Genomic DNA, 14,455 nt, shown 5'->3' with positions numbered 1-14,455 from the left:
GTTCCGCTCACCGCGACGCGCTAGGAGACCGGACCGGCCGGGGGCCAAGGGCCCGGGGCGGAGGGTGGTGGTCCCCACTGGGGTGGAGCAGCGAGGCGGCGGCGGTGGCGGCCGCGTCGGACCGCGGTGACGACGGCGATGGTCGCGGACACGGCGAGCGCGGCGAGGAAGCAGACGATCCCCGCGGCGATGCTGCCGATCGTGGCCCCCACCCGGGGCTTGTCCCCCAGCGCGAACTCGGCCGGCAGCGCCGCCGAGGTGCAGGTGAGCGTGTAGTCGCCGGTGCTGCCGGGGTGCACCTCGAGGACGCGGTCCCAGACACGGGACCCGACGGTGATGCGGAAGGTGCTGCTCGGCTGGGTCATCGACCCGGATCCCATGTCCGGGATCCGGCAGACGACATGGCCCGGCCCGGGCTGGGAGACGTAGATCGCCTTGGTCTTCCCCCGGACGAAGTGGAACGTCCGCGAGTCGCCGCTGGAGAAGCTGTGGGCGGTGTCGATCGAGTCCACAGTGCCCTTCACCGTCACCACGATGAAGGCGACGCCGACGCCCGCCAGCACCAGCCCCAGCAACCCGGCCACCACGTACCAGATGCGCCGAGGCCGCAGGTCCCTCGCCGGGATGTTCGGCGGTGGAGGCGGCGGACCGCCGTACGGGGGTCCCCACGGATATGGATTCTGTATCGCCACGGTGGCGCATCGTACGGCAGCCGCGTCCGGCCCGCGGGAGTACGGGCTCAGCCCGAGGTGACCCGCCTGGACCGGATCCGTCCGTTGGCCGCCCGCCGGTCCATGCGGCGACGGCGGACGGACGCCCCGTAGGTGACCAGCGACACGGCGACGATCGTGATGGTGATGGCCAGCACCACCTGGTCGAGGGTCGCCACCTTGGTCACGGCGTAGGCGGCACCCGCGAGCACCGCGCACGCCCCCAGGCCCCTGAGGGTGTTCATGTGTCTCCCTGATCTGATTCCCGGACGCCCCGGGCTACTTCCATGCGGATACGCGGGTCACGTAGGACTTCACGATGGACGAGATGAGCCAGTAGGCCCGCACGATCGTGTACACCAGCTCGGGGATCAGCACGGCCTCGACGAGCATCGCCTTCCAGCCGAGGTTCCGCACCCGCAGGGCGGGATAGATGATCCAGAAGACGAAGAGCGCCCACAGGAGCGGCTGGTGGTAGAAGCCGTACTCGGCGAGCAGGACGAGTTGCCGCGAACCCCAGCCGAGGATGTACGCGAAGCCGACCAGGCCCATGACGATGGTGCTGATGGAGTGCCAGGTGAACTTCGTCCAGCCCCGCCGGCGCAGGGTGTCCACGGTGCCCCGGCTCCACCGCTCGCGCTGCTGGATCAGCTCGCGCAGCGTCGGCATGAGGTCGGTGTAGGCGATGCAGAGCTGGTTGGCGGTGACCTTCCAGCCGGACTCCTTCAGGGCCAGCGTGGTCTCGTAGTCCTCGACCAGGTTCCGGTGGTCCTCCCAGAAGACCTCGCCGCGCCAGTCGATCAGGCCCTGCAGGGCCTCGGCCCGGTAGAAGGAGCCGGCGCCCGACATGGTGTGCACGTCCCTGCGGAAGCGCGCGTTGGCGGCCCGGCCGTACTCGATGATCTGCATGCCGAGCAGATACCGCTGCCACGGGTTGCGCCACAGGTCGGTGCGGCCGAGGCAGGCGGCGCTGACACCGCCGAGTTCCGGGTCGGAGGCGATGACGTTGCGGGCCCGCTCGATGAACCTCGGGTGCAGTTCGGTGTCGGCGTCCATGACGAGCACGTGCCGGACCCGGTTGTCCAAGCGCCCTCCGACGGCCTCCCGCAGCCAGCGGAGGCCGAAGTTCAGGGCGCCCGCCTTCTTGTGCGGATTGTCGTCGAAGGTCAGGACGACGGTCAGCGGCGTGTCCCCGTCGTCGGCGAACCGGCGCGCGTACTCCTCGGTGCGGTCGGTCGAGTTGTTGACCACCACGACGATGAGGTCGGGCCGCCGGGTCTGCGCGGCCAGGGACTCCAGGGAGGTGAGAACCCCGGCCTCCTCGTTCCGCGCCGGGACGAGGACGACGGTCTCGTAGACCACCCCGCTGTGCGACTCGGCACTGTACGACTCGACGCGCGAGACGCGGCCTCTTCGGTGTCTGCTGCGCGGCGCACCCCGCGATGCAACGCGCTCACGGCGCGCCGTCGTACCGGCCACTGACTGATCCCCACCCCTTGCCTGCACACAGCGCCCCCCGCTGTGCCTCTGGCTGAAAAACTCCTCTGGAAAATAGCGCACGCGGGACAGCTCGCCCCATGGCAATCAGGTGGTCACCGCCTGCCCGACGCACCCGTGCATGGATCTCAGCCGGTCTTCACCGGGCCTGTTTGCCCGATAAAACGGCAACAAGGTTGGACACTGGGGACAATTGGTCAGGTGATGCGACACCTAGTGAAGTGACGAACGCCACACAGCCAAGAATGAACAAACCCCGCCTATGGAGCGTCTTAGCGGCCTTGGCTAGGCTGCCGGCAATGTTCAGCCACAGATTCAGGGAGCATCGCGTCGGCTCGACCGGTCGCTCACGCCTCTCCGGGAAGCCTTCGTGAGCCGTCGCCGTCGCACCTCGTCCCACCGCATGCGGAACACCGTCGTATCCCTGCTCTCGGTGAGCCTCCTCGCCGTGGGCGGCACCGCGCTCTACTCGCTGTGGCGACCCTTCGGCCACGACGCCCCGGTCCTGACGGTGCGTTACCGCACCGGCGACCGGGCGACGACCGACGTGGCCCGACCGTGGCTGGAAATCATCAACACATCGGGCAGGACAGTGGACTTGAGCGACGTGACGCTCAGGTACTACTACGCGGACGCCGACGGCTCCGCCTACGCCTCGAACTGCGTCCAGACCGCCCTCGGTTGCTCCGTGCTCACCCTGAGGACGCAGCCGGCCTCCACCCCGGCACCCGGCGCCGACCACTACCTCCAGGTCGGCTTCACCGCGGCGGCCGGCAGCCTGGCCCCCGGCAAGAGCACCCAGGGCATCGGGCTGCAGCTGTACCGCGTCGACCACCAGCCGCTCCACCAGGGGAACGACCGCTCGTTCGACGCCACGGACACCACGTACACCCGCTCCACGCGCGTGACCGCCTACGTCCGCGGCGACCGCGTCTGGGGCGAGGATCCAGGCGGCGGCTCCCGGGCGCCGGCCCGACAGACCTCCGTCGCCCCCGCACCGCCCGAAGACGTTCTCTTCGACGACTTCCGCTACACCGGGCCCGGCGATCCCGCGCTCGCCGCGCACGGCTGGGAAGCTCGCGGCGGCCAGGGCGGACCGGGGGTGCAGGACTCTTGGTCGCCTGCGGGAGTCAGCTTCCCCGCGGCCGAGGCCGGGGCGGGGAATCAGGCCCTCCAGTTGCGGGCCACCACGGACGGGACCGCGCAGGGCACCCGGCAGGCCGAGTTCCACCGCACCGAACCGGCCGTCCGCACCGGCACGCTCGTCGCCCGGGTGCACTTCAGCGACACGCCGACGAGCGGCAGCGACGGCGACCACGTCGCCCAGTCGTTCTTCACCATCTCCCCGGACCACGCGTCAAAGAAGTACAGCGAACTCGACTACGAGTACACGCCCAACGGCGGATGGGGCCGGTTCGGTCCCCGGCTCGACACCACGAGCTGGCGCAGCAGTGTGCGGGGAGACCGCGTCACGGGTTCCCACCCGCTGAAGCTCGACGGCTGGCACACCATGGTGATCACCACGGTGGACGGGACGACCACCTACTCGGTGGACGGCCGGGAGCTGTTCACGAGCGGCAGCCGCTACGGCCCGCGCGAGCCCATGACCGTCAACTTCAGCACCTGGTTCATCGACCTTGCGTTCAAGGGCGCGCCGCGCACCTGGGACATGCAGGTCGACTGGCTGTACTACCAGTCCGGCAGGACCATCTCGGCGCAGGCCGCGCAGAAGGCCGTGGCCGGTTTCGCCGCCGCCGGCATCCCTTACGTCGACACGCTCCCCGGCCGGTGAACGCCGGGGTCCTCCCGCTCCCGCCGCGGCCCGGTCGTGTTGTCGGAGCGGCCCAGTAGCCTCCGGGCATGACCCGTACGACTCCGCCGCGGCCGCTCGACGTCACCGCCGCCTTCCCCGAGCTGGCCCCGCTCGCCCGCTCCGCCGTACGCCTCCATCCCCGCGCCGGCGCGCCCACCACGGCGGACAGCTCCGTCGGCGGGCCCCTGCTGTGGCCGGCCGGGGAGCCGTGGCCGGCCTGTGCTGACCATGGCGGGCCCTGGCAGCAGGGTGTGGCGCCGGAGGACGTGCATGTCGCCCGGCGGGTCCTGCGCGAGGCCTGGGCCCGGCCGCGCGCCGAGGGCGCCGATCTGCTGAGCGAGGAGGAACACGCGCTGGTCGACCGCGGGACCAAGGGGTACCGGATCGCCCTGGACGGGCCGGTGCCGCTGGTGCCGGTCGCGCAGATACGCGCCGCCGATGTGCCCTCGCTGCCCCGGCCCGACGGCACCGATCTGCTGCAGGTGCTGTGGTGCGCCTTCGACCATCCGGAGGACGGGTACGTACCGAGGGTCGAGCTGCGCTGGCGCCGGGCCGCCGATGTCGTCGGCCCGCTCGCCACTCCCCCACGGCCCGCGGTGATCGGCAGCGACGACTATCTGCCCGAGCCGTGCGTGCTGCACCCGGAGACCGTCGTCGAGTACCCGGCCCCGCACGAGCTGCCGAAGGAGCTGGCGGACCGGATCGAGGAGTGGGAGGAGGAGATGGGCGAGGAGTCCGGGGTCTGCTATCAGGACGACCTGGCCGTCGCCCCGGGATGGAAGCTCGGTGGGCACGCCCCCTGGAGCTTCTCCGACCCCTTCCCCATGGCCTGCGCCGAGTGCGGCGCCGGGGTGCGGCCCCTGCTCACCGTCGACGGCACCGAGTGGGACGGCGGCAGCGGCAGCTGGCGGCCGGTGGAGGACGCCGGGTACACGGGCTATCACTCCCTCGGGCCGGCGTGCGACACGGAGATCACCATCGGCCGGGGCTACACCCTCCAGGTGTACGTGTGCGAGGCGTCGTACGACCATCCGCCGGTGCAGAACATGCAGTGACCGTCCCCGGAAAAGCCGAAGAGGCCCGTACGACCGAAGTCGTACGGGCCTCTTGGGTCGGTCAGTGACCTCGAAGCAAGCGGAACTTACTTCGTGATCTTGGTGACCTGGCCGGCGCCCACGGTGCGGCCACCCTCACGGATGGCGAACTTCAGGCCCTCTTCCATGGCGACGGGCTGGATGAGCTCCACCTTCATCTCGGTGTTGTCACCCGGCATGACCATCTCGGTGCCCTCGGGGAGGGTCACGACGCCGGTCACGTCCGTCGTACGGAAGTAGAACTGCGGACGGTAGTTGTTGAAGAACGGCGTGTGGCGGCCACCCTCGTCCTTGGAGAGGATGTAGGCCTGCGCCTCGAACTCGGTGTGCGGGGTGACCGAGCCCGGCTTGATGATGACCTGGCCGCGCTCGACGTCCTCGCGCTTGATGCCGCGGAGCAGCAGACCGACGTTCTCACCGGCCTGGCCCTCGTCGAGCAGCTTGCGGAACATCTCGATGCCGGTGACCGTGGTGGAGGTCTTCTCCGGCTTGATGCCGATGATGTCGACGGTCTCGTTGACCTTGAGGACACCACGCTCGATACGGCCGGTGACGACCGTACCGCGACCGGTGATGGTGAAGACGTCCTCGATCGGCATCAGGAACGGCTTGTCGACGTCGCGCTCCGGCTGCGGGATCGACTCGTCGACGGCCTTCATCAGGTTGAGGACGGAGTCCACCCACTCCTTCTCGCCCTCGAGGGCCTTCAGAGCGGAGACCTTGACGACCGGAACGTCGTCGCCCGGGAACTCGTACTCGGAGAGGAGCTCACGGACCTCGAGCTCGACGAGCTCCAGGATCTCCTCGTCGTCCACCATGTCGGCCTTGTTCAGGGCGACCACGATGTACGGAACGCCGACCTGGCGGGCCAGGAGCACGTGCTCCTTGGTCTGCGGCATCGGGCCGTCGGTGGCGGCGACCACCAGGATCGCGCCGTCCATCTGGGCGGCACCGGTGATCATGTTCTTGATGTAGTCCGCGTGACCCGGGCAGTCGACGTGGGCGTAGTGACGCTCTTCCGTCTGGTACTCGACGTGCGCGATGGAGATGGTGATACCGCGCTGGCGCTCCTCAGGAGCCTTGTCGATGTTGTCGAACGGGGTGGCCTCGTTCAGGTCCGGGTACGCGTCGTGCAGCACCTTGGTAATGGCGGCCGTGAGGGTCGTCTTACCGTGGTCGATGTGACCGATGGTGCCGATGTTGACGTGCGGCTTAGTCCGCTCGAACTTCGCCTTCGCCACTGGGGTCCTCCTGTGGAGTGGTTCTGTACGCCTTACTTCATCGGCGCCAGGTGATCTTTGCTGGAAAGCCCGGAACCCGGGGCATTCATCCGGGATTGCGGCTGAATGCCCCTTGAGGCTCCGGAGTCAAGCCTAAAGCGTGTGAACGCGGTGCGTTACTCGCCCTTGGCCTTCGCGATGATCTCCTCGGCGACGTTCCGCGGAACCTCGGCGTAGGAGTCGAACTGCATGGAGTAGCTGGCGCGGCCGGACGTCTTGCTGCGCAGGTCGCCGACGTAACCGAACATCTCCGAAAGGGGCACGAGGCCCTTCACGACGCGGGCACCGGCCCGCTCCTCCATGGCCTGGATCTGGCCACGGCGGGAGTTGATGTCGCCGATGACCTCACCCATGTAGTCCTCGGGCGTGGTGACCTCGACGGCCATCATCGGCTCGAGCAGCACGGGCGAAGCCTTGCGCGCGGCCTCCTTGAAGGCCTGCGAACCGGCGATCTTGAAGGCGAGCTCGGAGGAGTCGACCTCGTGGTAGGCACCGTCGTGCAGGATCACGCGGACACCGGTCATCTCGTAACCGGCGAGGATGCCGAACTGCATGGCCTCCTGCGCACCGGCGTCGACCGAAGGGATGTACTCCTTCGGGATACGACCACCGGTCACCTTGTTCACGAACTCGTACGAGGTGTCGCCACCCTCGAGCGGCTCGATGCCGATCTGCACCTTCGCGAACTGACCGGTACCACCGGTCTGCTTCTTGTGGGTGTAGTCGACGCGCTCGACGGCCTTGCGGATCGTCTCGCGGTACGCCACCTGCGGCTTGCCGACGTTGGCCTCGACCTTGAACTCACGGCGCATACGGTCGACCAGCACCTCGAGGTGCAGCTCGCCCATACCACCGATGATGGTCTGGCCGGTCTCCTCGTCCGAGTGGACCTGGAAGGACGGGTCCTCCTCGGCCAGGCGCTGGATCGCGACGCCCAGCTTCTCCTGGTCGCCCTTCGACTTGGGCTCGATGGCGACCTGGATGACCGGCGCCGGGAAGTCCATGGACTCCAGGATGACCGGGTTCTTGTCGTCGGACAGCGTCTCACCGGTGGTGGTCTGCTTCAGGCCCATGACGGCGACGATGTCGCCGGCGCCCACCGAGTCGATCTCCTCACGCTTGTTCGCGTGCATGCGGTAGATCTTGCCGATGCGCTCCTTCTTGCCCTTGACGGAGTTCAGCACCGAGGTGCCGGACTCCAGGCGGCCCGAGTAGACCCGGACGAAGGTGAGCTTGCCGAGGTGCGGGTCGCTCATGATCTTGAACGCCAGCGCGGACAGCGGCTCGTCGTCGGACGGCTTGCGCTTGACGACCTCCTCCGGGTCGTTGACCGCGTGGCCCTCGATGGCCTCGATGTCAACGGGGGAAGGCAGGTAGCGCACGACCGCGTCGAGCAGGGGCTGAACACCCTTGTTCTTGAACGCGGTACCGCAGAACACCGGGGTCACGGTGGTGCCGGTGCCCTTGCCGGACGCGATGGTGATACGACGGATCGCGGCGTACAGCTGCTCCTCGGTGGGCTCGGTGCCCTCCAGGTACAGCTCCATGATCTCTTCGTCGTTCTCGGCCACGGCCTCGAGCAGCTTGCCGCGGTACTCCTCGGCAGCCTCGGTGTGGGTGTCCGGGATGTCGACGACGTCGTACATCTCGCCCTTGGTGGCCTCGGCGGACCACACGAGCGCCTTCATGCGGACCAGGTCCACGACGCCCTTGAAGTCGGCCTCGGCACCGATCGGCAGCTGCATCACGATCGGCTGAGCGCCCAGGCGGTCGCTGATCATGTCGACACAGCGGTGGAACTCGGCACCGGTGCGGTCGAGCTTGTTGACGAAGCAGATACGCGGGACGCCGTAGCGGTCCGCCTGACGCCACACGGTCTCGGACTGGGGCTCAACGCCGGCGACGCCGTCGAACACCGTCACGGCACCGTCGAGCACGCGCAGGGAGCGCTCCACCTCGACGGTGAAGTCGACGTGGCCCGGGGTGTCGATGATGTTGATGGTGTGGTCGACGTTCTCCAGCGGCCAGTGGCAGGTGGTGGCAGCAGAGGTGATCGTGATGCCACGCTCCTGCTCCTGCTCCATCCAGTCCATGGTGGCAGCGCCGTCGTGGACCTCACCGATCTTGTACGAAACGCCGGTGTAGAACAGGATCCGCTCGGTGGTGGTCGTCTTGCCCGCGTCGATGTGGGCCATGATCCCGATGTTCCGGACCTTGGCCAGGTCAAGTGAAGTGGTAGCCATAAGGCTTCAGTCTTCTCTCGGTCTCGATGTGGGTAGCGACTACCAGCGGTAGTGCGCGAAGGCCTTGTTGGACTCGGCCATCTTGTGGGTGTCCTCGCGCTTCTTCACGGCAGCACCGAGGCCGTTGGAGGCATCGAGAAGCTCGTTGAGGAGACGCTCGGTCATGGTCTTCTCGCGACGGGCGCGGGAGTAACCGACCAGCCAGCGCAGCGCCAGGGTGTTGGCACGGCCGGGCTTGACCTCGACCGGGACCTGGTAGGTGGCGCCACCGACACGGCGGGACTTGACCTCGAGGGTCGGCTTGATGTTCTCGAGAGCGCGCTTGAGCGTGACGACCGGGTCGTTGCCGGTCTTCTCGCGCAGGCCCTCCATGGCGCCGTAGACGATGCGCTCGGCGGTGGAGCGCTTGCCGTTCAGCAGCACCTTGTTGATCAGGGAGGTCACCAGAGGAGAACCGTAGACCGGGTCGATGATGACCGGGCGCTTCGGGGCGGGGCCCTTACGAGGCATTCTTACTTCTCCTTCTTGGCGCCGTAACGGCTGCGAGCCTGCTTGCGGTTCTTGACACCCTGGGTGTCGAGAGAGCCGCGGATGATCTTGTAGCGAACACCCGGCAGGTCCTTCACACGGCCGCCGCGCACGAGCACGATGGAGTGCTCCTGCAGGTTGTGTCCCTCACCCGGAATGTAAGCGGTGACCTCGATGCCGCTGGTCAGACGCACACGCGCGACCTTGCGGAGGGCCGAGTTCGGCTTCTTCGGGGTGGTCGTGAACACACGCGTGCAGACACCGCGACGCTGAGGGGAACCCTCGAGTGCGGGCGTCTTGTTCTTCTCGACCTTGTCCTGCCGGCCCTTGCGGACCAGCTGCTGGATCGTAGGCACTACTTCTCCGGTTTCTGTGTGCCGATGGGTACAGCTAACCTGGAACATCGCCGACCCACGCGGTCGGGTGTGTCGAATCCGGCGGATTCCCGCCGCAAGGCGAAAAGAGCACAGATTACGGTGGCCGCTCATGGCTCGCCGTGCGGTCTGAAGGCACGCACGAGAGCCAGGGCACACCCCAGGCACAAGGTCTGAGCGTACCTACCTCATTCGCTGTGGTCAAAACAAATGGACCCTGCCTCTATCACGTCGGCCGCGCTGTCAAGCCCCTGCGCCGCCCAACGCCCCGCTTCCTGACGGGTACCGGCACTCGAAGCGACTCAAACACAATCGAATCCCACCACTGCCCGCACCGCCATCCGGGGGGCAGCGGCTCGCGGGATCGCGGGGGTCGGGCACCGCCGGGGAGACGGCGTGCCTGTGGCGGGCGGACCCCAGGCCGTACGACGCAGGGGGCTCAGGTCGGCCGTGGACGGCACTCGCGGCCCGACACCGGCCGAGGGGCTCGGCACGTGCGCGGAAGGGCGCCCAGCAGGCGCCCGCCCGACGATCGGGCTGACCTGACAACCTTCCGGGCTTCCGCACCCCACGGTGCAGGCGTACGAGAGGTCGCGGCAAAGCGCACCGGCCGAACGTCCCGAACCTGCGGGAGCGCGTCCCCGCGGCCCCGGAACGCCTGAAGCGCACCGACGCAGGGCCCCACCGGACACACGACTGCGGCACCACCCGAGCACGGCTTCCCGCACCCACCGGGGGCACCTCCCCGCTGCCGACGCCCAGGCGGAGCCGCACACAACCCTTGAGGGGCCGGCCGGCGAGGTACGCCGCCTTGCGTCAGGGGCGTCGGTCTGCGGGGAGGGCGTGGACGTCTTTGCAGAGAGAACGCCGAAGGGCGGCCACCCCCACGGGGTGACCGCCCTTCGGTTCAAGCTGCTCGCTTACTGGTTGTACGGACCGTAGTCGTAGTCCTCCAGCGGGACGGCCTGGCCGGAGCCGGTGCCGAACGGCGAGTAGTCGATGTCGTCGTAGCCGACGGCCGAGTACATCGCGGCCTTGGCCTCCTCGGTCGGCTCGACCCGGATGTTGCGGTAGCGGGACAGACCCGTACCGGCCGGGATGAGCTTACCGATGATGACGTTCTCCTTGAGGCCGATGAGGCTGTCGGACTTGGCGTTGATCGCCGCGTCCGTCAGGACTCGGGTCGTCTCCTGGAAGGAGGCGGCCGACAGCCAGGATTCCGTCGCCAGCGAGGCCTTGGTGATACCCATCAGCTGCGGACGACCGGAGGCCGGGTGACCGCCCTCCTGGACCACACGACGGTTCTCCTGCTCGAAGCGGGAGCGCTCGACCAGCTCGCCGGGCAGCAGCTCGGCGTCGCCGGACTCGATGATCGTCACGCGGCGCAGCATCTGCCGGATGATGATCTCGATGTGCTTGTCGTGGATCGACACACCCTGCGAGTTGTAGACCTTCTGGACCTCGCCGACCAGGTGGACCTGGACGGCACGCTGACCCAGGATGCGCAGCACGTCGTGCGGGTTGGTGGCACCCACGGTGAGCTGCTGGCCCACCTCGACGTGCTCGCCCTCGCTGACCAGGACCTTGGCACGCTTCGAGATCGGGTAGGCCGTCTCGTCGCTGCCGTCGTCCGGGGTGACGATGAGCTTCTTGGTCTTCTCGGTCTCCTCGATCCGCACGCGGCCGGAGGCCTCGGAGATCGGGGCGACACCCTTCGGGGTACGGGCCTCGAAGAGCTCGACGACACGCGGCAGACCCTGGGTGATGTCGTCACCGGCCACACCACCGGTGTGGAAGGTACGCATCGTCAGCTGGGTACCGGGCTCACCGATGGACTGGGCGGCGATGATGCCGACCGCCTCACCGATGTCGACCAGCTTGCCGGTGGCGAGCGAACGGCCGTAGCACATCGCGCAGGTGCCGACGGCGGACTCGCAGGTCAGGACCGAGCGGGTCTTGACCTCCTCGACGCCGTGCCTGACCAGCTCGTCGATGAGCACGTCACCGAGGTCGGTACCGGCCGGGGCCAGCACCTTGCCGTCGACGACGATGTCCTCGGCGAGGCAGCGCGCGTACACGGACGTCTCGACGTCGTTCGCCTTGCGCAGCACACCGTCCGCACCGCGCTCCGCGATGTGGAGCTTGAGGCCACGCTCGGTGCCGCAGTCCTCCTCGCGGATGATGACGTCCTGGGAGACGTCGACCAGACGACGGGTGAGGTAACCCGAGTCGGCGGTACGCAGAGCGGTGTCCGCAAGACCCTTACGGGCACCGTGCGTGGAGATGAAGTACTCCAGCACGGACAGGCCCTCACGGAACGACGCCTTGATCGGACGCGGGATCGTCTCGTTCTTCGCGTTCGACACCAGACCACGCATACCGGCAATCTGACGCATCTGCATCATGTTGCCTCGTGCACCCGAGTTCACCATCATGAAGATCGGGTTGGTCTTCGGGAAGTTCTCGTTCATCGCCTCGGCGACCTCGTTGGTCGCCTTGGTCCAGATCGCGATGAGTTCCTGCGTGCGCTCGTCCTTGGTGATCAGACCGCGCTCGTACTGCTTCTGGACCTTCTCGTCCTGCGCCTCGTAGCCCTTGACGATCTCCTTCTTCGCCTCGGGAACGACGACGTCGGAGATGGCGACGGTGACGCCGGAACGGGTGGCCCAGTAGAAGCCGGCCGCCTTCAGGTTGTCGAGCGTCGCCGCCACGATGACCTTCGGGTAGCGCTCGGCGAGGTCGTTGACGATCTCGGAGAGCTGCTTCTTGCCGACCTCGTAGTCGACGAACGGGTAGTCCTCGGGCAGCAGCTCGTTGAAGAGCGCACGGCCCAGCGTGGTGTTCAGCCGGAAGCTGTCACCCTGCTGCCACTCCGGCTCGCCCTCCTCGCGCGCCGGCGGGGTCCAGCCGCGCGGCGGGATGGTGCCCACCGGGAAGCGGATGTCCACGCGCGACTGCAGCGACAGCTCGCCGGCGTCGAACGCCATGATCGCCTCGGCCACGGACGCGAACGAGCGGCCCTCGCCCTTGACGTCACGCATCTCGCCGTCGGTGGTGAGGAAGAACAGACCGAGGACCATGTCCTGGGTCGGCATCGTCACCGGACGGCCGTCGGCCGGCTTGAGGATGTTGTTCGAGGACAGCATCAGGATGCGGGCCTCGGCCTGCGCCTCCGCGGACAGCGGCAGGTGCACGGCCATCTGGTCACCGTCGAAGTCCGCGTTGAACGCGGTGCAGACGAGCGGGTGGATCTGGATGGCCTTGCCCTCGACCAGCTGCGGCTCGAAGGCCTGGATGCCGAGGCGGTGCAGGGTGGGAGCACGGTTCAGCAGAACCGGGTGCTCGGCGATGACCTCTTCGAGGACGTCGTACACGACCGTACGGCCGCGCTCCACCATGCGCTTGGCGCTCTTGATGTTCTGCGCGTGGTTCAGGTCGACCAGGCGCTTCATCACGAACGGCTTGAACAGCTCCAGCGCCATGGCCTTGGGCAGACCGCACTGGTGCAGCTTCAGCTGCGGGCCGACGACGATGACGGAACGCGCCGAGTAGTCGACTCGCTTACCGAGCAGGTTCTGGCGGAAGCGGCCCTGCTTACCCTTCAGCATGTCGCTGAGGGACTTCAGCGGGCGGTTACCGGGGCCGGTCACCGGACGGCCGCGACGACCGTTGTCGAAGAGGGCGTCAACGGCCTCCTGAAGCATGCGCTTCTCGTTGTTGACGATGATCTCCGGGGCACCGAGGTCCAGGAGCCTCTTCAGACGGTTGTTGCGGTTGATGACACGGCGGTACAGGTCGTTCAGGTCGGAGGTCGCGAAGCGGCCACCGTCCAGCTGCACCATCGGACGCAGGTCCGGCGGGATGACCGGGACGCAGTCCAGGACCATGCCCTTGGGGCTGTTGGACGTCTGCAGGAACGCGGAGACGACCTTCAGGCGCTTGAGGGCACGGGTCTTCTTCTGGCCCTTGCCGGTGCGGATGATCTCGCGGAGACGCTCGGCCTCCTCCTCGAGGTCGAAGGACTCCAGGCGCTTCTGCAGCGCCGCGGCACCCATCGAGCCGTCGAAGTACGTGCCGAAGCGGTCCCGCAGCTCGCGGTAGAGCAGCTCGTCGCCCTCCAGGTCCTGGACCTTGAGGTTCTTGAACCGGTTCCACACCTCGTCGAGGCGGTCGATCTCGCGCTGCGCGCGGTCGCGCAGCTGCTTCATCTCGCGCTCGGCACCCTCGCGCACCTTGCGGCGCACGTCGGCCTTGGCGCCCTCGGCCTCCAGCTCGGCCAGGTCGGCCTCGAGCTTCTTGGCGCGGGCCTCCAGGTCGGCGTCGCGGCGGTTCTCGATCTGCTGGCGCTCGACCGAGACGTGCGCCTCCAGAGAGGGCAGGTCGCGGGTACGGCGCTCCTCGTCGACGTACGTGATCATGTACGCGGCGAAGTAGATGACCTTCTCGAGGTCCTTGGGCGCCAGGTCCAGCAGGTAGCCGAGGCGCGAGGGGACACCCTTGAAGTACCAGATGTGCGTGACGGGCGCGGCCAGCTCGATGTGGCCCATCCGCTCACGGCGCACCTTGGCGCGCGTGACCTCGACGCCACAGCGCTCGCAGATGATGCCCTTGAAGCGGACGCGCTTGTACTTGCCGCAGTAGCACTCCCAGTCCCGGGTCGGACCGAAGATCTTCTCGCAGAAGAGTCCGTCCTTTTCCGGCTTGAGGGTGCGGTAGTTGATGGTCTCGGGCTTCTTGACCTCGCCGTGGCTCCACTGACGGATGTCGTCAGCGGTGGCCAGGCCGATCCGGAGCTCGTCGAAGAAGTTGACGTCGAGCACTATGCGTCAATCCCTCTCAGGGTCGTAAGTCTTTGGTCTGAAACGGGGGCCTGGGGGTCGGCGGGGCCCTTGTGGGTCAGGGCCCCGCCGGACTCC

General features: G+C 67.8%; 10 protein-coding genes. 2 read left to right on the top strand and 8 right to left on the bottom strand.

The window, feature by feature from the left end; genetic code table 11:
* Window positions 1-20 precede the first annotated feature (20 nt).
* Genes ACQPXS_RS27570 through ACQPXS_RS27560 form a run of 3 tightly spaced genes read right to left on the bottom strand, consistent with a single transcriptional unit; the run spans window position 21 to window position 2,072 of the window.
* Window positions 21-692, bottom strand: coding sequence for a serine/arginine repetitive matrix protein 2 (locus ACQPXS_RS27570; RefSeq protein ID WP_433451925.1), 672 nt, complete (start codon window positions 690-692; stop codon window positions 21-23).
* Window positions 693-739: 47 nt separating this feature from the next.
* Complete coding sequence (locus ACQPXS_RS27565) at window positions 740-955, bottom strand: hypothetical protein (RefSeq protein WP_433451924.1); 216 nt, start codon at window positions 953-955, stop codon at window positions 740-742.
* 34 nt (window positions 956-989) lie between these two features.
* Window positions 990-2,072, bottom strand: a complete 1,083-nt coding sequence (locus ACQPXS_RS27560) for a glycosyltransferase family 2 protein (protein ID WP_433451923.1) — start codon at window positions 2,070-2,072, stop codon at window positions 990-992.
* A 505-nt stretch (window positions 2,073-2,577) separates the two neighbouring features.
* Between ACQPXS_RS27560 and ACQPXS_RS27555 the strand changes: the two genes are divergently transcribed.
* Together ACQPXS_RS27555 and ACQPXS_RS27550 are read left to right on the top strand one after the other, a co-directional pair.
* On the top strand, window positions 2,578-3,999 hold the full coding sequence (locus ACQPXS_RS27555) for a cellulose binding domain-containing protein (RefSeq protein WP_433451922.1): 1,422 nt from the start codon (window positions 2,578-2,580) through the stop codon (window positions 3,997-3,999).
* Between the two features lie 68 nt (window positions 4,000-4,067).
* Window positions 4,068-5,075 (top strand): hypothetical protein, encoded by a 1,008-nt coding sequence (locus ACQPXS_RS27550; RefSeq protein WP_433451921.1) that lies wholly within the window; start codon window positions 4,068-4,070, stop codon window positions 5,073-5,075.
* Window positions 5,076-5,161: 86 nt separating this feature from the next.
* Here ACQPXS_RS27550 and tuf read toward each other — a convergent pair whose 3' ends face one another.
* The 5 genes from tuf to ACQPXS_RS27525 all read right to left on the bottom strand — a co-directional run bounded on the left by tuf (window position 5,162) and on the right by ACQPXS_RS27525 (window position 14,359).
* Entirely contained in the window at window positions 5,162-6,355 is a 1,194-nt protein-coding gene (tuf, locus tag ACQPXS_RS27545) for an elongation factor Tu (protein WP_351802203.1), read from the bottom strand.
* A 155-nt stretch (window positions 6,356-6,510) separates the two neighbouring features.
* Window positions 6,511-8,637 (bottom strand): elongation factor G, encoded by a 2,127-nt coding sequence (gene fusA / locus ACQPXS_RS27540; RefSeq protein ID WP_365332564.1) that lies wholly within the window; start codon window positions 8,635-8,637, stop codon window positions 6,511-6,513.
* Window positions 8,638-8,676: 39 nt separating this feature from the next.
* A complete protein-coding gene (gene rpsG, locus ACQPXS_RS27535; protein ID WP_055706461.1) occupies window positions 8,677-9,147 on the bottom strand; it encodes a 30S ribosomal protein S7 in 471 nt (156 codons plus the stop codon).
* A 2-nt stretch (window positions 9,148-9,149) separates the two neighbouring features.
* On the bottom strand, window positions 9,150-9,521 hold the full coding sequence (gene rpsL / locus ACQPXS_RS27530; RefSeq protein ID WP_003948652.1) for a 30S ribosomal protein S12: 372 nt from the start codon (window positions 9,519-9,521) through the stop codon (window positions 9,150-9,152).
* 938 nt (window positions 9,522-10,459) lie between these two features.
* On the bottom strand, window positions 10,460-14,359 hold the full coding sequence (locus tag ACQPXS_RS27525) for a DNA-directed RNA polymerase subunit beta' (RefSeq protein ID WP_351802207.1): 3,900 nt from the start codon (window positions 14,357-14,359) through the stop codon (window positions 10,460-10,462).
* Window positions 14,360-14,455 lie beyond the last annotated feature (96 nt).

Source organism: Streptomyces sp. CA-142005, from assembly GCF_050942335.1.
GTDB lineage: Bacteria > Actinomycetota > Actinomycetes > Streptomycetales > Streptomycetaceae > Streptomyces.
This window is presented reverse-complemented; position numbering and strand designations above follow the sequence as displayed.

What these genes read in the sequence shown, in the direction of transcription:
- ACQPXS_RS27565 (WP_433451924.1), bottom strand. Translation starts at nt 955, where the DNA reads ATGAACACCCTCAGGGGCCTGGGGGCGTGCGCGGTGCTCGCGGGTGCC.
- ACQPXS_RS27550 (WP_433451921.1), top strand. Translation starts at nt 4,068, where the DNA reads ATGACCCGTACGACTCCGCCGCGGCCGCTCGACGTCACCGCCGCCTTC.
- fusA (WP_365332564.1), bottom strand. Translation starts at nt 8,637, where the DNA reads ATGGCTACCACTTCACTTGACCTGGCCAAGGTCCGGAACATCGGGATC.
- rpsG (WP_055706461.1), bottom strand. Translation starts at nt 9,147, where the DNA reads ATGCCTCGTAAGGGCCCCGCCCCGAAGCGCCCGGTCATCATCGACCCG.